This is a genomic window from Pseudoxanthomonas broegbernensis (genome assembly GCF_014202435.1).
Lineage (GTDB): Bacteria > Pseudomonadota > Gammaproteobacteria > Xanthomonadales > Xanthomonadaceae > Pseudoxanthomonas > Pseudoxanthomonas broegbernensis.
The window spans coordinates 229,648-250,712 of record NZ_JACHGU010000001.1 but is presented as its reverse complement, the minus strand read 5'-3'; the positions used below and the strand labels follow the sequence as shown (position 1 = coordinate 250,712).

General features: G+C 70.5%; 14 protein-coding genes. 1 reads left to right on the top strand and 13 read right to left on the bottom strand.

Going from position 1 to position 21,065, the window contains the following annotated elements; genetic code table 11:
- Positions 1 to 114 precede the first annotated feature (114 nt).
- Both nrdR and glyA read right to left on the bottom strand, forming a co-directional pair.
- Positions 115 to 654 (bottom strand): transcriptional regulator NrdR, encoded by a 540-nt coding sequence (nrdR, locus tag HNR76_RS01075; protein WP_162311375.1) that lies wholly within the window; start codon positions 652 to 654, stop codon positions 115 to 117.
- A 110-nt stretch (positions 655 to 764) separates the two neighbouring features.
- On the bottom strand, positions 765 to 2,018 hold the full coding sequence (gene glyA / locus HNR76_RS01070; protein WP_162311376.1) for a serine hydroxymethyltransferase: 1,254 nt from the start codon (positions 2,016 to 2,018) through the stop codon (positions 765 to 767).
- A gap of 222 nt (positions 2,019 to 2,240) precedes the next feature.
- Here glyA and ettA point away from each other — a divergent pair, with 222 nt between their 5' ends.
- On the top strand, positions 2,241 to 3,905 hold the full coding sequence (gene ettA, locus HNR76_RS01065) for an energy-dependent translational throttle protein EttA (RefSeq protein WP_162311377.1): 1,665 nt from the start codon (positions 2,241 to 2,243) through the stop codon (positions 3,903 to 3,905).
- 146 nt (positions 3,906 to 4,051) lie between these two features.
- Here ettA and def read toward each other — a convergent pair whose 3' ends face one another.
- The 11 genes from def to bcsZ form a co-directional block, all read right to left on the bottom strand.
- Complete coding sequence (def, locus tag HNR76_RS01060) at positions 4,052 to 4,579, bottom strand: peptide deformylase (RefSeq protein ID WP_162311378.1); 528 nt, start codon at positions 4,577 to 4,579, stop codon at positions 4,052 to 4,054.
- Positions 4,580 to 4,718: 139 nt separating this feature from the next.
- A complete protein-coding gene (locus HNR76_RS01055) occupies positions 4,719 to 5,984 on the bottom strand; it encodes a cation:proton antiporter (RefSeq protein WP_162311379.1) in 1,266 nt (421 codons plus the stop codon).
- 147 nt (positions 5,985 to 6,131) lie between these two features.
- Positions 6,132 to 6,833 (bottom strand): DUF6445 family protein, encoded by a 702-nt coding sequence (locus HNR76_RS01050; protein ID WP_162311380.1) that lies wholly within the window; start codon positions 6,831 to 6,833, stop codon positions 6,132 to 6,134.
- 10 nt (positions 6,834 to 6,843) lie between these two features.
- Positions 6,844 to 6,975, bottom strand: coding sequence for a hypothetical protein (locus HNR76_RS15540; RefSeq protein ID WP_281383359.1), 132 nt, complete (start codon positions 6,973 to 6,975; stop codon positions 6,844 to 6,846).
- A 110-nt stretch (positions 6,976 to 7,085) separates the two neighbouring features.
- Positions 7,086 to 8,720, bottom strand: coding sequence for a tryptophan halogenase family protein (locus tag HNR76_RS01045; protein ID WP_281383358.1), 1,635 nt, complete (start codon positions 8,718 to 8,720; stop codon positions 7,086 to 7,088).
- A gap of 127 nt (positions 8,721 to 8,847) precedes the next feature.
- Positions 8,848 to 9,843: a cupin-like domain-containing protein gene (locus HNR76_RS01040; protein WP_246428950.1), complete on the bottom strand. Its 996-nt coding sequence runs from the start codon at positions 9,841 to 9,843 to the stop codon at positions 8,848 to 8,850.
- 34 nt (positions 9,844 to 9,877) lie between these two features.
- Positions 9,878 to 10,636: a SapC family protein gene (locus HNR76_RS01035; protein ID WP_162311382.1), complete on the bottom strand. Its 759-nt coding sequence runs from the start codon at positions 10,634 to 10,636 to the stop codon at positions 9,878 to 9,880.
- A gap of 89 nt (positions 10,637 to 10,725) precedes the next feature.
- Positions 10,726 to 13,893: a TonB-dependent receptor gene (locus HNR76_RS01030; protein ID WP_162311383.1), complete on the bottom strand. Its 3,168-nt coding sequence runs from the start codon at positions 13,891 to 13,893 to the stop codon at positions 10,726 to 10,728.
- Positions 13,894 to 14,680: 787 nt separating this feature from the next.
- Complete coding sequence (locus HNR76_RS01025) at positions 14,681 to 15,229, bottom strand: NADPH-dependent FMN reductase (protein WP_162311384.1); 549 nt, start codon at positions 15,227 to 15,229, stop codon at positions 14,681 to 14,683.
- Positions 15,230 to 15,402: 173 nt separating this feature from the next.
- The gene (locus tag HNR76_RS01020; RefSeq protein WP_183982047.1) at positions 15,403 to 19,890 is read right to left on the bottom strand and encodes a cellulose biosynthesis protein BcsC; all 4,488 of its coding nucleotides are present in this window, start codon (positions 19,888 to 19,890) and stop codon (positions 15,403 to 15,405) included.
- Entirely contained in the window at positions 19,872 to 21,065 is a 1,194-nt protein-coding gene (gene bcsZ / locus HNR76_RS01015) for a cellulose synthase complex periplasmic endoglucanase BcsZ (RefSeq protein ID WP_162311386.1), read from the bottom strand. Before bcsZ ends, HNR76_RS01020 begins: the two co-directional genes overlap by 19 nt.

The following is a 21,065-nucleotide window of genomic DNA, read 5'->3' as shown; positions in this document are numbered from 1 at the left end:
GGGTGAGCGGCCAGCGGAGCGTGGCGGGGATGCGCCAACATTCCCCCTGCAGAAGCCGGCTTGCGGGCCCTGGCGGTCGCCGGCTGAAGCCGACTCCTGCAGGAAAGCGCTGGCTCAGCGCTTCCTCGCCCGTTCGCCGGGCGGCGCGGCCGCCGCCGCGTCCCCGCCCTGCAGCAGCGGAAGCTGGCCGCTGTCCGCCGGCAGGTCGCGCTCCAGCTTCTCGATCTCCTCGCGGAAGTCGGCCACGTCCTCGAAGCTGCGGTAGACCGAGGCGAAGCGCACGTAGGCCACGTGGTCCAGCTTGCGCAGCTCGTCCATCACGAACTCGCCGATGCGGCGCGAGGGCAGCTCGCGCTCGCCGCTCATGCGCACCGCGTGCACCACCGCGCGCACCGCCGCCTCGATACGGTCCTCCGACACCGGCCGCTTCTGCAGGGCGCGGTCGAAACCCACCCGCAGCTTGCGCGCGTCGAAAGCCTCGCGCCGGCCGTCGCCCTTGACGATGGCCGGCAGCTTCAGCTCCACCGTCTCCAGGGTGCTGAAGCGCTCGCCGCAGGCCTCGCACGCGCGGCGGCGGCGAATGGTGGCGCCGTCCTCGGACACGCGCGAGTCGATCACGCGGGTATCGACATGCTGGCAATAGGGACAATGCATGGCGGCGTTCGGCGGCTCAGCGGACGGCGGCGCCGGTCACCAGGACCCGCCACGGGCGGCGGCACCGCGCGGCCCGGACGGGGCACCCCAGGGCGGCGTGCCGCGGCGGCTCATCCGTAGACCGGGTACTTCTTGCACTGCGCGGCGACCTGCCCGCGCACCCGCTCGATCACCGCCGCGTCGCCCGGCGCGTCGAGCACGTCGGCGATCCAGTTGGCCAGGTCCACGCAGTCCTGCTCGACGTAGCCGCGGGTGGTCACCGCCGGGGTGCCCAGGCGCAGGCCCGAGGTCACGAACGGCGAGCGCGGGTCGTTGGGCACCGCGTTCTTGTTCACGGTGATGTGGGCCTTGCCCAGCGCGGCCTCCGCATCCTTGCCGGACACGTCCTTGCCGATCATGTCCACCAGCATCAGGTGGTTGTCGGTGCCGCCGGAGACGATCTTGTAGCCGCGCGCGACCAGGGTCCTGGCCATCGCCTGCGCGTTCTTCACCACCTGCCGCTGGTAGCCCTTGAACTCCGGCTCCAGGGCTTCCTTGAAGGCCACCGCCTTGGCCGCGATCACGTGCATCAGCGGGCCGCCCTGGATGCCGGGGAAGACGATGGACTGCAGCTTCTTCTCGATCTCCTCGCCCGCGTCCAGGGCCAGGATGATGCCGCCGCGCGGGCCGCGCAGGGTCTTGTGGGTGGTGGAGGTGACCACGTGCGCGTGCGGCAGCGGGTTCGGGTAGGCGCCGGCGGCGACCAGCCCGGCCACGTGGGCCATGTCCACGAACAGGTACGCGCCAACCTTGTCGGCGATGGCGCGGAAGCGCGCCCAGTCCATCACCCGCGAGTAGGCCGAGAAGCCGGCCACGATCATCTTCGGCCTGTGCTCCACGGCCAGCCGCTCGATCTCCTCGTAGTCCAGCAGGCCCTGGTCGTTCACGCCGTACTGGACGGCGTTGAAGATCTTGCCCGAGGCATTGACCTTGGCGCCGTGGGTCAGGTGGCCGCCGTGGGCCAGGGACATGCCCAGGATGGTGTCGCCCGGCTGCAGCAGGGCGAAGTACACGGCCTGGTTGGCCTGCGAGCCGCTGTGCGGCTGCACGTTGGCGTAGCTGGCGCCGAACAGTTGCTTGAGGCGGTCGATCGCCAACTGCTCGGCGATGTCCACGTACTCGCAGCCGCCGTAGTAGCGCTTGTGCGGGTAGCCTTCGGCGTACTTGTTGGTCAACTGGCTGCCCTGCGCCTCCATCACCGCCGGGCTGGCGTAGTTCTCGCTGGCGATCAGCTCGACGTGGTCCTCCTGCCGGCGGCACTCCTGGGCGATGGCCCTGGCCAGTTCGGGGTCGTAGGTTTCGAGAAGGACGTCGCGCGAATACATGGAAGCTCCAGGCAGCCGGGAAGGGGAAAGGCGGGCCGCCGATTGTAAGCCCCCGCGCCGCGCCGTACGAACCTGGGCGGCCCTGGGCCGCGGCGCCCGTCCCGGCCGCCCGGCCAGGCCATGGGGGGCCGCGGAGGGGAACCCCGCTATAATCCCCGTTTCCCTTTACCACTGCCTTGCCCGCCTGCGCGGGCCGGGCCGGGCGCGCGCCCAGGAGCCAGCATGTCCTCGCAGTACATCTACACCATGAACCGGGTCAGCAAGATGGTCCCGCCCAGGCGGCAGATCATCAAGGACATCTCGCTGAGCTTCTACCCGGGCGCCAAGATCGGCCTGCTGGGCCTGAACGGCGCCGGCAAGTCGACGGTGCTCAGGATCATGGCCGGCGTGGACCAGGACTTCGAGGGCGAGGCCCGCCCGCAGCCCGGCATCAAGGTCGGCTACCTGGAGCAGGAGCCGCAACTGGACCCGGCCAAGACCGTGCGCGAGGCGGTCGAGGAAGGCGTGGGCGAGGTGCTGCAGGCCCAGGCCGCGCTGGACAAGGTCTACGCGGCCTACGCCGAGGACGGCGCCGACTTCGACGCGCTGGCCAAGGAGCAGGAGCGCCTGGAGGCGATCCTGGCCGCCGGCGACGCCCACACCCTGGAGAACCAGCTCGAGGTGGCCGCCGACGCCCTGCGCCTGCCGCCGTGGGACGCGGTGATCGGCAAGCTCTCCGGCGGCGAGAAGCGCCGCGTGGCCCTGTGCCGCCTGCTGCTGCAGAAGCCGGACATGCTGCTGCTGGACGAGCCGACCAACCACCTGGACGCCGAGTCGGTGGAATGGCTGGAGCAGTTCCTGGCCCGCTACACCGGCACCGTGGTGGCCGTCACCCACGACCGCTACTTCCTGGACAACGCCGCCGAGTGGATCCTCGAACTGGACCGCGGCCGCGGCATCCCGTGGAAGGGCAACTACACCGAGTGGCTGATGCAGAAGGAAGAGCGCCTGAAGCAGGAGGAGAACCAGGAGAAGGCGCGGCAGAAGGCCATCGCCAAGGAGCTGGAGTGGTCGCGGCAGAACGCCAAGGGCGGCCGGTCCAAGGGCAAGGCGCGCCTGGCGCGCCTGGACGAACTGCAGTCGGTCGAGTACCAGAAGCGCAACGAGACCAACGAGATCTTCATCCCGCCGGGCGAGCGCCTGGGCAACAAGGTCATCGAGTTCAAGAACGTCAGCAAGCGGTTCGGCGACCGGCTGCTGATCGACGACCTCAGCTTCTCGGTGCCGGCCGGCGCCATCGTCGGCATCATCGGCCCCAACGGCGCCGGCAAGTCGACCCTGTTCAAGATGATCACCGGGCAGGTCAAGCCCGATTCGGGCGAGATCGACATCGGCCCGACGGTGAACCTGGCCTACGTGGACCAGAGCCGCGACAAGCTGGAAGGCGACCACAACGTGTTCCAGGAGATTTCCGGCGGCCTGGACATCCTCAACATCAACGGCATCGAGATCCAGTCGCGCGCCTACATCGGCCGCTTCAACTTCAAGGGCCAGGACCAGCAGAAGCTGGTGGGCACGCTGTCCGGCGGCGAGCGCGGCCGCCTGCACATGGCCAAGACCCTGCTGCAGGGCGGCAACGTGCTGCTGCTGGACGAACCGTCCAACGACCTGGACATCGAGACCCTGCGCGCGCTGGAAGACGCGCTGCTGGAGTTCCCGGGCAACACCTTCGTGATCTCCCACGACCGCTGGTTCCTGGACCGCATCGCCACCCACATCCTCGCCTTCGAGGGCGACTCGCACGTGGAGTTCTTCCAGGGCAACTACCGCGAGTACGAGGAAGACAAGAAGCGCCGCCTCGGCGACGACGCCGGCCCCAAGCGGCTGCGGTTCAAGGCGCTGAAGTAACGCGACCCGGGCCGGGAATCGTCTTCCCGGCGACACCGCCCGTCCCGCGCAGGCCGAAGCGCCGTGCCTTTCATCGAACGACCGGCCGCCTCCAAGCGCCCCGGTGCGATGCCTGCCGAGACGGGAGGTAACGGAGGAGGTTGCGGCTACCGCCCCTCCCCGACCTCCGGGAACAGCACGTCGGTGAAGCCAAAGGTGCGGAAGTCGCGGATCCGCGACGGGTACAGGATGCCGTCCAGGTGGTCGACCTCGTGCTGGACCACGCGCGCGTGGAAGCCTTCGGCCTCGCGTTCGATGCGCCGGCCCTCCACGTCGTAGCCGGCGTAGCGGACCCGCCGCCAGCGCGGGACCCTCGCGCGCAGGCCGGGGATGGACAGGCAGCCCTCCCAGCCGTCCTCGACCTCGTCGCACAGCGGTTCCAGGACCGGATTGAACAGCGCGGTGCGCGGCACCGGCGGCGCGTCGGGATAGCGCGCATTGGCCTCGAAGCCGAACACGATCGCCCGCCGGGCCAGCGCGATCTGCGGTGCGGCCAGGCCCACGCCCTCGGCAGCGTCCATGGTCTGGAACATGTCCGCGGCCAGGTCGCGCAGCTCGCCGGTGCCGAAGTGCTCCACCGGGTCGGCCACCCGCAGCAGCACCGGTTCGCCCATCCTCACGATGTCGCGGATCACGCGCCCTCCTCGCCCGCCACGCGCGGGAACACCGGCCGAAGATAGCGCACGCGGCCGGACGCCCGTGTCGCGCGGGGCTCCGGCTGCGGGCTCGCGCGGCGCGCAGGGGGCCGCGTGCGAGCGCTCGCTACACGCGGGGTCAGCGCGGCGGCGGCACCGCCCCGGCGACGTGGCCCGCCAGGCGCCCGCTGCCGTGCCGGTAGAACAGGCTCAGCAGCGGCGAAGCGATCAGGGTCGTGGCCAGGGTCATCGCGAACAGCAGGGTGAACAGCGCCGGCCCGATCAGCCCGGCGTCGAAGCCGATCTTGATCACGATCAGTTCCATCAGCCCGCGCGCGTTCATCAGCGAGCCCACCGCCAGGCTGTCGCGCCAGCCGTAGCCGTTCAGCCGCGCGCCGGCGGAGCAGCCGATCACCTTGCCGGCGACCGCCGCCAGCAGGATCAACCCGAACATGCCGATGCCCGCGCCGGCGAAGGCCTCCGGCGTCGTGTTCTGCCCGGCCAGGGCGAATACCACCGGCATCAGCAGCAGGATCGCCACCGGCTCGATGCGCCGGGCCAGGCACGCCAGCAGGCGGTCCTCGCGCGGCAGGCACACGCCGAACAGGAATGCGCCGAACACCGCGTGCAGCCCGATCCATTCGGCGACCGCGGCACAGCCCAGCATGCCCACCAGGATCCACACCAGGCCGGATGCGGCCGGGTCGCCCTCGACCCCGGCCGGGCGCAGCAGCCAGGCGTACAGCGGCTTGAGCACCAGGAACACCGCCGCGACCAGGCCCAGCCCGCCGCCGATCGCAAGCACGACGCCGGCCGGGGAGCCACCGCCGGCCAGGGCCAGCACCACCGCCAGGAATATCCACACGCAGCCGTCGTCGATCACCGCCGCGCTCAGCGCCAGCCGGCCGGGGGTGGTGTGGGTCAGGCGACGGTCCTTGAGGATGCGCGCCAGCACCGGGAAGGCGGTGACCGACATCGCCGCGGCGATGAACATCGCGAACGGCCAGTAGCCCACGCCCGCCGGCGCGAAGCGGTCGTACAGCACCGGCGAGATCGCCAGGCCCAGCGCCAGCGGGAGGGCGATGCCGAGCATGCCGATGGAGAACGCCGCGCGCAGTTGCGCCCGGCTGCCCTCCGGCGCGCGCAGCTCGACGCCGACGATGAACATGAACAACGCCACGCCCATCGTCCCCAGCCCGGACAACGCCGGCAGCGAGGCCGGCGAGAACAGGGCCGCGTGCAGCTCCGGCATCCAGGCGCCGAACACGATCGGGCCGAGCAGCAGGCCGGCGGCCATCTCGCCGATCACCGGCGGCTGGCCGACGCGGGCCAGCACCGCACCGCACAGCCGCGCCAGGGCCAGGATCACGACCAATTGCATCAACAGCAACAAGGTGGTGTTCAAGTCGGAACTCCCGGATGCATCGCCCGGCGGACGCCGGAGAGGTCGTCGCATCCCTGCGGGAAGGCGCCGCGCCCGGCGGCCGGGGCCGTGCGGGTGCGGGCCATTCCGTCGCCGGGGCCGGTGCCGCGCATGCGGTCCCCGGTCCGCTCAGTCCAGTACATCGATGAAGCTGTTGACCGACAGCCGCCCCGCCACCGGGTCAGGCGGCGGCACGTTGCGGTTGTCGATGGCGCCCGAGTGCAGCGAGTTGCGCCGGTAGACCACCAGCCGGTCGAACACAGCGTCGACGCGGTCGATGCGCTCGAACAGCGGCGTGTCGTCGCCGATGTAGCCCGGCGGCGTGGCGGCCTCGCTGCGGCTTTCCTCCTCCAGCCGGGTGAAGTACGCCAGCTTGCGCGCATGGTCCACGTATTCGTAGCCGGTGCTGCGGTGGCGGTAGAACGCGGTGCCGCCCCAGTCGCCGCGAAACAGGTAGTGCACGGTGGCCAGGCCGTTGTGCGCATGCGAGTCGATGTGCGGCACCCGCTGCAGGAACGCCAGTTGCGCCGGGGGCGTGGTGACCAGCGAGTAGTGGCACATGGGGAACGCCAGGCTGCCGTCGCGCGGCAGGCCGAAGTGTTCCTCCAGCAGCGGCCGGAGCAGTTGTTCGAGCATGCGCGGGTAGGTCGACGGCGCGTTGGCGCGGATGCCTGGAAACATGCTGCTTTGCGGTACGAACTGGCTGCGCGCGGCCTTGCGCACCAGCCGATCCGGGTCGACCAGCAGGCTGTCGACGATCAGCAGCGGTGCCCCCTCGTTGCCGAGGGAGCGCCGCTGGATGCGCAGGTCCGGGCTCAGGTCCAGGATCATGGCGGCCCGCTCAGCCCACCGTGGAGCGGCCGCGGGAGTTCCATGCCGAGTCGGGCGCCTTGCAGTAGCTGTTGAGGAAGTCCACGTGCGAGGGCATCTGCGCCATCGCCTGGACAAGCGGCTTGCGGATGTGCTCGAACATGCCCTTGCTCCTGGTTGGACATCGCCCGCGGCAGCGGGTGATGCTGTTCCAGACCGATCCGCCGTAGCTGGAGGCACAGTCCGGGGTGCGTCTCGATCAGCATCCGCGCATCACTGCTTCAGGCCTCCGCCGACGCCGGCGATCTTGCCGGTCACCTGCTCATGCTGCCGGGCGCGTGCGTACATCTGCTCCCAGGCCGAGTCCGGCGCCCTGCAGTAGCTGTCAATGAAGTCCTGTTGGCTGGGCATGGCCGCCACTGCGGCATCGATCGGCTTGCGTACGCCGTCGAGCAGGGCCTTGAGATCGGCGTCCGACAGCGCGCGGGTCAGCGGGTGGTGGTTCTGGGGCATGACACCCTGACCGAGCATGCAGTGGGTCCAGGAGTCGAGCCGGAACAGTTCGTCCTCCCCCTGCCACGCGTAGCCCGTCTCACGGAATACCTGGATGCGCTCGGCCAAGCCCGGCGGCAGTTCCATTTCGCGGCACTGCTTCCACAGCGGCTCGTCGCGCTGGTTGAGGTGGTAATGCAGCACGACGAAGTTGCGAACGTGCTCCAGCTCCTGGCGGCTGACCTCGTTGTAACGCTCCGCCGCCGCCTCGCTGATGCCTTCGAAGGGGAAGAACTGCACCAGGCGGGTGACTGCGCTCAGGGTCAGGTGGATGCTGGTGGACTCCAGCGGCTCGATGAAGCTGCTCGCCAGTCCCAGGGCGACCACATTCTTGTTCCAGGCCTTGCGCCGGCGCCCGGTGCGGAACGGGATGATCCACGGCTCGCGCAGCCGCTTGGCCGGGTTCTCGGCCAGCAGCTTGGCGGTCGCCTCGTCGTCGGACATGTGCGCATCGGAAAACACGATGCCGCACCCGATCCGGTGCTGGAGCGAAATCTTCCAGTGCCAGCCGGCCTCGTGCGCGATCGCGCGGGTGTACGGCACCGGTGGGCCATCGGCTTCGGTCTGCAGCGCCACCGCGCGGTTGCTTGGCAGCCAGTGGTTCCAGTCCTCGTAGCCGGTCTGCAGCGCCTGCTCGCTCAGCAGCGCGCGCGCGCCGGTGCAGTCGAGGAACAGGTCGCCTTCGATGACCTGTCCGTCCTCCAGCACCAGCGCCTGCACGAATCCGTTCTCCGGATCCTGGCGAACCTGGGCGATCTTGCCCTCGATGCGCTTGAGCCCGCGGCCCTCGCACTTGACGCGCATGAACGCGGCATAGAGCCCGGCGTCGAAGTGGTAGGCGTAGCTCACGTCGCGGCGCTCCATCGTCGAGGGCGCCTTGGTCCAGCGCATCGACCACTGCTGGTTATTCTGTCCGGTGTTGAGCAGGGCGAAGCGGTCCTTGAGCGAGGCGGCGGTCTCCAGGCAGTAGTCGCCCAGTTCACCCTGGATGCCGCGGCGGCGGCTCTCCAGCCAGAACTGGTGGAAGTCGACCGACCAGGTGTTCACACCGGTGGTGCCAAACGGATGGATGTAGCGCGACCCCGGGCGGATCCAGTTCTCGAACGAGATGGCCAGCTTGAAGCTGCCGGCGACCGAGCTGAGGAACTCGCGCTCGTCGATCTGCAACAGCTTGTGGAAGGTTCGGATGGTCGGGATCGTCGACTCGCCCACGCCGACGGTGCCGACTTGCTCCGACTCGACCAGGGTGATGTCCAGAAGGTCGCGGAACTGATGGGTCAGCGCGCACGCGGCCACCCAGCCCGCAGTGCCGCCACCGGCGATGACGACCTTGCGAATCCTGCCATTCTCGTTCAACTCGATTCTCCCCAACGATATCTGCAACATCGCGGCCATGGCCGCGTCCTTCGGGTACCGCGCCGCCGCCTTCCGGCGCGGCCGGGGCGGCGCACCCGATCGCCGTCCCTTCGCATGCTCCCCCACGTCAGCGGTTGAGCTTGTCGATCAGCATCGCCCGCAACTGCCGGGCGCGCATCTCGTCGATCTCCCCCAGCATGCCGCGGGCCGGTGCCGGCAGGTGCTCGCCGGCGCGCGGCGCCGGGCCGAACACGTAGTGGTCGAACACCTCGCGCCAGGCCCGCTTCTCGCCCTCGGGCCGGTCGCGGATCGCCCACATCGCATGGTAGAGCGCATGCATCGGCGTGGGTATCCACGCAGGCATGCTACTCCACCAATAATTCACCAGCACGGTGAACGGGTCCAACCCCTCCACGTGGTGCCACCACATGCTGGGGATGAACAGCGCATCGCCCGGCTCCAGCACCACCGACCGGGCCGCCTGCATCGCCTGCCGGAACCTCGGGTAGCGCTCCAGGTCCGGCGCGGAGAAGTCGACCACGCTGACGGCCTGGCCGCCGGGCGTGGGCTCCAGCGGCCCCGGGTACAGGTTGGCGATCTGCTCCGGCGGGAACAGGGTGAAGCGCCGGCGCCCCACCGCGCAGCAGGCGATGTTGTTCGGCGCGTCGTAGTGGCACGAGGCGGTGACCCGGTTGCCGATCCAGATGCTCGGCGGCGGCTGGACGCCGGCGTCGGAGAAATCCAGGTCGTTGCCGGCCGCGCGCAGGCCGGGCAGGCACTGGTCGACCAGCAGCGATGCCACGTAGTAGGTGGGCGGGTGCGCATCGTCCAGGTGCGAGGCCAGTTCCTCCAGCACCCGGTCCAGGCCGCCGCGCCGGACCTCGCAGTTCAGCTCGGTGAAGCCGGCGTTGTAGAACGGGCGCCCGCGGGTGGAGGGATCGCCCCAGGAATACTGCACCGGCCGGCCGTTGTAGTGCTCGCGCAGGTGGTCCATCGCCGACTGCGGCGACTGCAGGCCGCGTTGCACCAGCGGCCAGTCGCGCGCCAATCCCCTGAGCAGGGTCGGCACCCCGTCCCCGAGCAGCGTCTGCAAGGGCGGCGCACCGGGGCTGGAACCTTCCATGACGCGGACACTGGCGGCCTCCCAGGACATGGCGTCAGGCGACCTGCTCCGCCTCCGTGGCCTCCTGCTCGCGCAGGCGGCGTTGCTTCTCGGCGATGAGCCGGCGCATGTTGTACAGCGAGGCGCTCACCAGGTAGGCGCCCTCCAGCCAGCCGGACCGGTGCAGCCCATGCAACGACGGCGCGTCCAGCGCCGCCAGGCGCTCGCGGTCGATGCCATGCAGCCCCGTCAGGTTCACGGCGTGCGCCTCGTCGAAGCGCACTTCCATCTGCATCGGCTGGATCAGATCCAGCGCCTGGAACGCGGCGACCATGGCCTTGCAGGCCTGCACGCCGTCGTTGATGCCGCGCAGCACGGCGATGACCCGCTCCAGGTAGGGGCTGTTGCCGCCCTGGGCGAGGAACACCGGGTGCCCGTCCTGGTCCCGCGCCACGCGCGGATGCTCCAGGTCCACGTGGATGACCGGTTCGTTGCGCAGTTGGCCGTCCACCATCTGCTCCTGGAACCCGATCAGAAAAGGTCCGCGGGCGATCGCCCCCGGAAGGTAGGCGGCATGCCAGCCGCCGTCTTGCACGAACAGGTTCTCGCGCTGGTCGAACCCCAGCAGCGCCACGGTCTCGAACCCGCCCTCCGCGACCTCGCGGAAGAAGATCGGGTATTCGCGCTGCAACTCGGCGAACTCGGTCGGAAACACCTGGACCACGCCGATGTTGTCGCCGAATTCCTCGCCGAAGCGCGTGGAAACACGCAAGTCCTTGTGCGCGATGTTGTTGAGCAGTTCGTATCGGGCCATATCGGCTCTTCGACCTCAGGTAAAAGGGACCGCTGCCGAAGCAGCGGTCCCCGGACTTCAACACTCAGGCACGAGGTGCCCTGCTTGCATCAGAACGTGTAACGCAGGCCCAGCATGTAACGCGGCGACTGGTCCAGTACGCGCAGATGCTGCCTATGCGTACGGGCGCTCCAGCGCACGTCCTCACCCGTGATGTTGATGGCCTCGGCCGACACGGTGAGGTTGTCGGTGATGTTGTAACTGACGCTCAGGTCGAACTGATCGTACGCCTCGACGAAGAACGGGTTACGGTTGTTGCCGTGCTGGTTGGCCGCCTGCAGGTACTCGTCACGCCAGTTCCAGGCCAGACGCGCCGACCAGCCGTACTTCTCGAACATCAGCACGGCGTTGGCGGTGTCGCTCAGGCCGGTCAGGGCGAACACGTCCGCGCCCGGGTCGGCGGCACGGTCGATGCCCACGTCACCCTTCACGATGGTGTAGTTGGCCAGGATGCCGAAGCCGCTGTCGCCGAAGAAGTACTGGCCGCCGATTTCCCAGCCGTGCAGCGTGGCCGCCCGCTGGTTGACCGGCTTGTTCACGTCGTACATGTACAGCGGGTCAGCCGCGGTGCCGAGGATGTCGTACCTGTCTTCCAGGGCGAGGGACTGGGCGTCGGTGCCGTCGTAGGCGGCCAGGCCACCGGTCTCCGCCGCGTAGCGCAGCAGCGCGGTCGCGGCGAACAGCGTGGTGTAGTCCTGCTTACAGCCGATCTCCGGGTCCACGCCCGCGGCGGTGACCTGGGCCGCGCAAGCCGCGCTCTGGAGGAACGCGTTGGCCGCCTGCGCATCCGGGCCCGAGGTCGGGTCGGTGAGGCCGTACAGGTTCTCGCTGGCCACGGTGTTGCCGATGAAGTTCTTCACCCGCTTGTTCCAGTAGGTCACGCCGATGAAGCTGGACGGAGCGAAGTACCACTCCATGCCCAGGTCGACGTTATCCGACTCCAGCGGCAGCAGCGACGGGTTCTGCGCACCGCCGGTGGCACGGAACTGCTCGCCGTACAGGGTCGAACCGCTGGGATTGCCCGCGCCCGGACCGGCGAACAGGTTGCCGTACGGCGCACGCGCGATCGTCTTGCTGAACGAGGCGCGGCCCTTCAGGTCGGCCGTCAGGTCGATGCTGAAGTCCAGGTTCGGCAGCAGGTAGCTGTAGCTGGCCTTTTCGCTGAACGGCTGCGCATCCGGCGACGACTGGTTGCGGAAGTCGTTGTTGGACATCCAGACGATGGCGCTGGGCACCTGGATGACCGAGGTGGAGGTCACGTCGGTCCTCTCGTAGCGCAGGCCGGCAACCAGGTAGGTCGGGAAATCGCCCAGCATGCCGTCCTGTTCCCACTGGACGTACAAGGAGCGGGTCTTCTCCTCGACCATGTTGTCGTTGTCGTACACCGAGCGGACCCGCGACGAGATGTCGTCGCAGCGGTTGTTGGCCGCCCAGGACGCCGGCGCGGAGCCATCGGCGCACACGTTCTCGGCCCACTGGGCCAGGGCACTGGCGTTGCCGATCCAGGCATTGGAGTCGGCGCCGCGGGTGCTGAAGTCCTTGAACATGTCGGTGATGCTGACCTGCCTCAGGAGCTGGCCCATGCTCTGCAGGGTGCCGCGGTCGTTCGAGCCCCAGTCGCCCAGGGTCATCAGGTGGGCATGGCCGTCCACGCCCAGGCGACGCATCTTGGTCTCGGAGGAATCCACGCCGAACAGGAAGCGGCCGTTGTCGAAGGCGAACTCGCCGTCGATGCGGCCCTGCTTGACCTCGGTATCCTGCCGGGTCGTCCAGATACGCATGATCTGGCTGCCGAACTGGTCCACGGTGAAGTCGGGGTTGACCACGCCATTGGTGTTGGCCTGGGCGTCAGCCGTGGTCGGGAACAGCGTGCGGGCCATGATCGGCAGGCCGTTGTTGAACCAGTATTCCTGGGTCCAGTTGTTGGTGCTGGGATCCGGGGCGAAGCCGCCGAAGCTGAACGCGGTGGAGCTGCCGCCGGTGAGCGGATCGTTCGGACGGCTGGCGACCTTGGTGTTGTGCGCGTCGAAGGTCAGCGAGAAGCGGTCGGTGACGTCCCACTTCGCGTTCAGGCCCAGCGAGTCCAGGGTGAACTTCTGCTCGTCGCGCTGCTGCTCGAAGCCGAAGTCCTTGCCGCCGCCGGCCAGGTCGCGGATGTAGACCGGGGTGGCCACGTCCGGGTGGCCGTCGAAGGTCACGTGGGTCAGGTTGTTCTGCAGCCACATGGTCTGCTCGCCACGATTCTGTGCGATCTCGTTGGTCGAGTAGGTGTAGTCCAGGGTGAAGGTCAGCGCGTCGGTCGGGGCGAACTGCAGCACGCCCTGCGCGTTGATGCGCTCGCGCTGGAAGTCCTGGTACGCGTAGCGCACGTCGTTCGGCATGGAGTAGAGCTGGCCGATGGCCGGCGCGTTCTCGACCACCGCACCCGGCAGCAGGCGCGAGTCGGTGCCGCTCCAGCGGGCCACGTTCCAGGTGTCTTCCGTGGCCTGGACCGATCCGCCGCGACGCTTCTGGTAGCTGGCGCTCAGGCCCACGCCCCAGGTCTTGTCCGGGTTGGCGTAGCTGAAGATGCCGGAGATTTCCGGGGTGATGTTGTCGCCGATGGTCTGCGACTGGTCGGAGAGCGCCTTGACGCCGGCGCTGGCGACCACGTCGCCGCCGCGGTTGTTGAACGGACGCGCGGTGAGGATGTCGATGGTGGCGCCGATGCCGCCGCTGGGCTGCGCCGCACGGCCGGTCTTGTAGACGGTCACGCCGTTGACGGCCTCGGAGGCCAACTGGGCGAAGTTGAAGCCGCGGGTACCCGCGCCGACGCCGCCGATTACCGCCTGGCCGCTGCCGAAGCCGTCCGCGCCCGGAACCTGGCGGCCGTTGAGGGTGACGAGGTTGAAGCCGGGGCCGAAGCCGCGCGCGGTGACCTGGGCGCCTTCGCCGTCGCGGCGCTCGATCGAGATGCCGGTGATGCGCTGCAGCGACTCGGCCAGGTTGGTGTCCGGGAACTTACCGATGTCCTCGGCGCTGATCGCGTCGACGATGCCGGGCGTGTCGCGCTTGATGTTCATCGCGTTGTCGAGGCTGCTGCGCAGGCCGGAGACGACGACGGTATCGAGCGTGGTGGCGTCCTGCTGGTCCTGGGCGAACGCAGGGTTGATGACGATGATGCCGCCGACGATGGTGAACATCGCCGCGGACTTGAAACGCTTGAGCTTGTGATTCATGCAATTGTCCTCAGCACTGGATTTGGACGTGGGTCGGCGCATTGTTCGTACGCGTCACGGCACCAGCCGTGGGCGCGCCCTTCGACAGCGCTGGACATCGACAGCTGCAAAGATTCATGTGCTTTCCCTCCCCTTGGAACTTTGGTTGATGTAACTGCCCCCTTGTGGGGCCATTGACAGGCAATGGGCCTGCTTCTTAATTCGCCCGGAAAACAGCATTTCCCGGGCAAGACGGTTCCATGCCCCCCTGGCAGAACCCGGATGCGCCGCCTGCCGGCGGCGACCCGCTGGAGCCTTGTTCCATGGCACGAGGCCGGTTGCATGGTCCCGCGTGCATCCCGATATCCGATAGCACTATCAAATGATGCGTAATCAGGAATAACACGCTGCTAACACGGGTGTCACCCTGCAGCGCAACAGAATTTTTACAGTTCCGGGAGCAACGGTCCGGCGCTGAAAACCCAGGGCTTCATGACACCGGAAGGCAATTCGGTGGCGAATGGGGATGCCGGGCCGGACATTTTGCTGCCGCAAACGGCATCCGTATCGGACAAGACCCTGACATCCATAAGGATTATCGAGGGCGAGAATGAGGGGCCGTCATCCGTGCGCCGACGTATGCAAGGCCGGCCGCCTTGGCGCCCCCTGAGTTCCCGGCGCCGGTCCATCGCCCTTGCAAGAAGATCGGCATACGCCACCGAATTCGTGCAGCCGAAAGGGTCCGAAGCGTGATACTGCGCAAACTTTTGCCGTGTCCCATGTTGCGCCGACCCACGCACCGCCGCGATCAGGGACCGATGAACTCCCGGTAGCCGGCGAGGAACCCAGCGAGCTGGGCCTGGACCCGCTCGTCGGCCAGGGTGCCGTCGTCGGTCAATGCCTGGCCGGCCCGGGAAAGCATCAGGCGCCCGGACCACAGGCGCGCGCCCAGCGTGCGCAGCACCGGCAGCCACGCGTTCTGCGCCAGAATCGTGCCGAAGCCGCCGGGCGAGGCGCCGGCCAGCGCCACCGGCCTGCCCCCGAACAGGTGCGGGATGTCCGAGGCGGGCCGGGACAGCCAGTCGACCGCGTTCTTGAACACCCCGGGGATGCCGTTGTTGTATTCCGGCGTGGCCAGCAGCAGGCCGTCGCACGCCAGCACCCGCGCCTTGAGCGCCTGTACCGCCGGCGGCATGCCCGCGTCGCGTTCCAGGTCCCCATCGTAGAGCGGGATGCCGTGCAGCGTCGCCAGTTCCAGTTCGACGCCGGGCACCTGCAGCGACTGCGCCGCGCGCAGCAGGGCGGTATTGAACGAACCGGCGCGCAGGCTGCCGGAAATGCCGAGGATGCGTGTCATGCCGTCGTTCCCTCCCGCGCCGTTCGCGCCGTCGCCAGCATAGCCGCGCGCGAACACGGCGCGGCGGTCGAAGCCAGGAGGCCGGCCGATGCCGGACCCCTTCGCCAGCACCGGCGCCGCGGCGCCGTGGACGGCACGCGCCCGGAGGGCGCCGCCGCCGTCCGCGGGCCCGCCTACTCGCCGCTGGCGAAGGGCGAGCGGATCGGCTGCGGCTGCTTGCCCAGGGCCGCGCCGAGGCGGTCCAGCAGGAAGCGCAGGTACAGGTTGGCGCCGAACTGGCGGTAGTCGCGCGCGTTGTTGAACTCCATGCGCCCGCCCAGGAACAACTGGCTGGAAAGCTGCCACTCGGCCGCGCCGGTCAGGTTGTACGACAGGCCGGTCTTGGTCTGGCCCAGGTACACCGGCTCCACGTACTCCGGCGTCAGCCCGAGCAGCGCCGCCATCGATGCGGCGTCGTAGGCGGCCTGCTGCAGTTGCGGATCGTCCGGGAAGTACGGCGCCGGATCGACCTTGAAGTGCTGCACGCCGGCGCTGGCGTCCAGTTGCCAGGCGAAGCGGCGGCCGAGGCCGCGGCCGTTCCAGTGCACCGGGAAGCCCAGGTCCACGTACTCCTGCGGGCTGAAGTAGCCGCCATGGCCGTAGGTGAAGCCGCTGAGGTTGCGGTCGTAGCGCATCGCGGTCAGGTTCAGACCGGCGGTCAGCGACTGGCTGGCCGTTTCCAGCGCGTGCACATAGATGCCCAGGCCCAGTTCCTGGCGGTCGTTGCTGGCGACGTTCTCGCCTTCCAGGCGGTGCCAGGCCAGGCTGGCGTAGCCGCCCAGCAGGCCGTTGTCGACGGTCGCGGCGAGCTTGGCGCCGGCCGCGGCCACGCCGCCCCACTGCAGCCCGGTGCGCGGATCCTCGACGCCGGCGAAGGACAGCAGGCTGTCGGTCACCGCGCGCCGCGAGACCTCGGCCGACCAGGTCAGCGCATCGCCGGCCTGGCCGCGATAGCCGATGCCGCCGACCACTTGCGACTCCTGGAAGCCCAGCGGCGTGGTGCCGATATCGGCGCGGAACCCGCCCTGCTCATAGCCGACCGACACCCCGGCGCCGCTGGCGTCCTGGCTGTCGACCGGGCGTGCGCCCGCGGCATTGGCCACCATCGCGTACAGCGTGTCCTGGAAGGACAGCGGCGTCTGCGTGGCCGCGCTGCCCCGCGCCAGCGCCTTGAGTTGCGCCTGCTCGCCCGCGGTGAGCCCGCGCATCAGCACGGCGTTGCCGAGGATCTGGTCGGCGATCGCGCCGATCGGGGTGTTGGCCAAGTCGCGGCCGAGGATGTAGCTGGGCAGCGGGTCGGCGTACAGCGCCTCCAGCGCCGCGGCGCGGCGCTCGGCCGCGGTCAGGGCGCCATCGGTCTGGTTGAACAGCTCCTGGTAGCGGCCGCTGTCCAGCGCGTTCTCGTAGATCAGGTTGCGGGTGGCGTTGCTTTCGCCGCGGGTGAGCAGGGTCTGGTACAGCGACGAGCCGATCAGGTCGTCGACCGGGGTGCTGTCGGCGGTCAGCGCACCGGCCAGCGCGGCCTCGGGGCCGGCGCCGAAGCGGCTGGCCAGCGGATAGTCCGCGCCGAGGCTGCCGGCATCGAGGATGGTCGGGGTCAAGGCGACCCGCAGCTTGCCCTCGCCCATGGCGAAGCGGCCCTCCAGCGGCACCTCCAGGTCGTCCAACCGGCCCAGGCCGGCCTCGCCGTCGCGGGTGCGGTACGCCGCGGCGACGCCGAGGCTGCTGCTGTTCTGTCCCTGCAGGCCGCGCAGCTCGTCGAGCACGCTGTCGCCGCCGCCGGCGGGGGCCGGCAAGGGGCGCGCGAACGCAGCGGCCGCCGGCGACGGCGCGGCCGGCAATGCGGACGCGGCCGGCACGCTGCGCGGGTTCGGCACCGGCAGTGCCACGCCGGCGGCCGATGGCGCGCTCGCCGCCACCGGGGCCGGCAAGCCGTCCGCATCGATCACGGCGGTGGCCACCGGCGGGTAGGCCTCGACCGGCGCGGCGGACGCGTAGCCGGGCAGCGGAGCGGCCGCCAGGCGCGCGGCCGGCGCGGGCATCGGCAGCGGGTCGCCGCGCAATGCGGCGCTGCGCGCGCCCGGGCCGGTCAGCCCGGCGAAGGGATTGAACGCGCGTCCGCCGCTGCCGGCGAATGCGCCGCTGGCGAGCGGATAGCCATGGTCGAGCTGGCCGCTGCCGCGCGCCTGCGCCGCCAGCGAGGCGCGGAAATAGCGCTCGGCCTTGCGGCTCTTGCCCGCGGCGCGATAGATGCGCCCGGCCGCGGCCAGCACTTCCGGCGATTCGGGCGACTGCGCCAGCGCCGCTTCCAGGTAGCGCTCGGCCGTGTCCATGTCGCGCAGCGCCGCGGCACTGCGGGCGGCGGCGACCAGCGCATCCAGGTCGCCTGGAGCCAGTTGCAGTTGCTGCTGGTAAAGCACCAGCGCCTGCCGCTCGTCGCCGGCGGAGGAATACAGGCGGGCGAGCGCGGCGATGGTGCGCGGGTCCTGCGATTGCTGCGCCAGGATCGGGGCCAGCGCTTCGTACGCGCCCTCGAGGTTGCCCATCTCGCGCAAGGCATCGACCTGGCGCAGCACGTAACCGGTGCGCAGGTCCCGGTAGCGGCCGGCCTGGGCGGCCGACATCGGCGCGTCGCGCAACTGCCGCAGCAGGGCCGCGACCTCGGCGTCCTGGCGCGCGCGCAGCAGCACCGAGGCGTACTGCAGGCGATCCTCGACGCTGGGCGCAGGGCCGGCGACCAGCGTCTGGGCCAGCACCAGCGCCCGCTGCTGGCTGCCGATGTCGGCATAGGCGCCGGCCAGCGCGGCGGCGGCGGCCGGCCGCCGCAGGCGCTCGCCCAGCGAGGCCTCCACCCGCGCCAGCAGCAACTGCGCCTCGCCGGCGCGGTTCTGCGCCATCAGCGCGCGCGCCTGCGCGGCCTGCAGGTGGATCCAGGCCGTGTCGTGCAACGCGGCCATCTCGGCGTCGCGGGCGGCGGCGGGAATGCGCTCCAGGCTGGCGTACGCGCCGGCCCAGTCGTCCTGCTCCTGCGCGTACAGCGCGCGGGCGAACAGGGCCTGCGGCGCATCGTCCTGCGCCAGCAGGCCGTCCATGATGCCGCGCGCCTGGTCGGGGCGGCCGCCGCGCTGGTACAGGCGCGCCAGGTCCAGGCGCACCCAGGGGTCGGCCGGCTGTTCGAGCAGCGCGTCCTCGAGTTCGATCCGGGCGATGTCCACGTCGCCGGCGGCCAGCGCCTGCTGCGCGCGGGCGCGGGACACGGTGGCGCGCAGCGCGGCGGCGCCGCCGGCCTTTTCCTGCTGGGCCGGACTGAGCCGGTCGAACAGCGCGCTGGCTTCCGCCGCCCGGCCCTGCCGGCCGTACAGGCCGATCAGGCCCTGCAGCGCACCGGCGTTGGCCGCGTCCCGTTCCAGTGCCTTGCGGTAGTTGCGCTCGGCCGCGGCCGGGTCGCTGCCGCCCTGCAGGTCGCCCAGGGCGACGTAGCCGGCCGCTTCCTGCGGACGCAGGGCCACGGCCTGCTCCACCCGCGCCAGCGCATCGCCGTTGCCGGGCATGGCGCGCACTTCCTGCAGGGTCTGCCAGTAGCGTGCGGTGTCGGCCGCCGGCCGCCACTTGGCATTGGACGCCACGGCCCGCTGCAGGAGTTCGCCGGCCTCGGCGAAGCGTTCCTGGCGCAGGCGCACCGAACCCAGCCCGCCCGACGCCTCGGCATCGCGCGGCCGTGCGCGCAGCACCTGGGCGAAGCGCGCCTCGGCCGTGGCCAGGTCGCCCGCATCCAGGGCGCGGAAGCCCTCGCCGAGCAGGCGCTGGCCCGGATCGTCCTGCGCCGCGCGCGCGGTCGCCTGCTGCTGGAGCTGCGCCTGCTTGGCCGCGACCTCGCGGTCGTTGGGCTGCGCCTGGAGGAAGGCCTGGTACAGCGGCGCATCGGCGGCGCGGGCGTCGAGCCAGAGCAGCGCCTGGCGCCAGGCCGCGCGCGCCGGGCCGCCGACGTCGCTGCGGCCGGCCAGTTCGCGCAGCTTGGCGATGCCCTCGCGCCGGGTCGGTTCACGGTAGGTCAGCACCTGGCCCAGGGCCAGCGACGCGGCGGGGTTGTCGCGGACCGCGGCGACGCGGCGCAGGCCGTCGCGGGCCCGCTCCCAGCCGTCCGGGGTGCCGGCCAGGACCTGGTAGTACTCCAGCGCCAGGTCGTCGGGCGGCCCGCCCTCGCCGAAAGCCTGGTCGTAGGCCTGCACCGCCTCGACGTAGCGGCCGGCCGCCGCCGCGCGGCGCGCGTTCTGCAGGGGGCTGTTGCCGCCACCGCCCAGGGCCATGCGCAGGCGGGTGACCTGCGGCGCGCCTGGGTGGCTGGCCTGCAACTGCTGCAGGCGCCGCTGCGCCTCGCCGCGGCGCCCTTGGTTGAGGTCGATCAGGCCCAGGCCCAGCAGCGCGTCGGGCTGGTCCGGATCGACCGCCAGCAGCTTGCGCCAGGCATCGGCGGCCAGGTCCTCGCGACCCTGGTCCTGCCAGTAGTTGCCCTGGTTGACCAGTTGCTGGGTGGCGGAGGCCTGCGCCATGGCCGGGCCGGCCAGCACACACAGGTCGAGCAGGCCGACCAGGACGATCGGCTTCAGCTTGTTGCGGAACATTGCGAACTCCAGGCGGGTTGCAACCGCCCATCGGCGGATATGCGATAGCGGCCGTCCAACCACCCCTTGCCGAACAGCAGCAGGCAGCGATCGTAGTAGGTCAGCGCCTCGGCGGCCGGGCCGGACGCGGGGATCAGCGCGGCCTGCGCGCGCACCAGCGCCGGCGCGCCGCAGGCGCTCAGGTAGGGCAGCAGGGCGGCGGCGAAGCCCGGCGGCGGGGTGCCGCTGCCGACGCCGTTGCGGGTATCGATCTTCTCGGCGAAGGTGCCCTGCGCGCGCAGCATCCGCAACGGGCCGGACAGCGCCTCCAGCAGGCGCGGGCGCAGCGGATCGCGGGCATCGGTGATGCCCGCCCACAGGTAGGTGCGGATGGCGTCGTAGCTGCCGCCCGGCCCCTTGGCCGGATCGGGCACGAAGGCCCGGCCGTCCCACGCCGTCCAGTCCGGGGCGAAGCCGACCGGCGCGCTGCGCCCCAGCAGGTCCACGCTGCGCTCGGCCAGCCGCGGCCACGGCCCCTTGGGGTCCAGCGCGGCGAAGCGGCGGAACGCGAACAGCGGCAGGTAGCAGGGATTGAGCACCCAGCGCCCGGCCTGGACGAAGCCCCGGTTGCCCGGCAGCAGCATGGGGCCGAACCCGGGCAGGTCGGCGATCTCGGCCGTGCGCATCAGTGCCAGGATCTGGCGGGCGGCATGGAGGAAGCCGGGCCGGTTCCACAGGCGCCCGGCCTCGGCCAGCGCGTAGGCGATCCACAGCTCGCCGTCGGAGGCGGTGTTGGGGTCGAGCACGCGCCAGCTCCCGTCGGCCGCCCGGCCCCACAGCCAGGCCGGCAGGTTCAGGTCCGCGCGACCGCCGCAGAGGTGGCGGCGGGTCCAGGCCAGGACCCGCTCGAACAGCACCGGGTCGTTGTCGACCAGGGCGAAGAACAGCGCGTACGACTGCGCCTCGGACGTGCTGCGCCGGTCGGCATGGACGAAATCCACGACCCGGCCGTCGTCCTCGATGTGGCGGTCGACGAACGCAAGCCATGCGTCCCACGGCTTGCATGCCGTCGATGGCGATGGCGCCGCCGGCACCGCCGCGCGCAGCGGCAGCGTGCCGGCGGCGGCCAACGCCGCCAGCAGCCCGCGCAAGGCGAGGCGGCGCGACGGGTCGTGGGCGTGGCCGCGGCCGGGCAT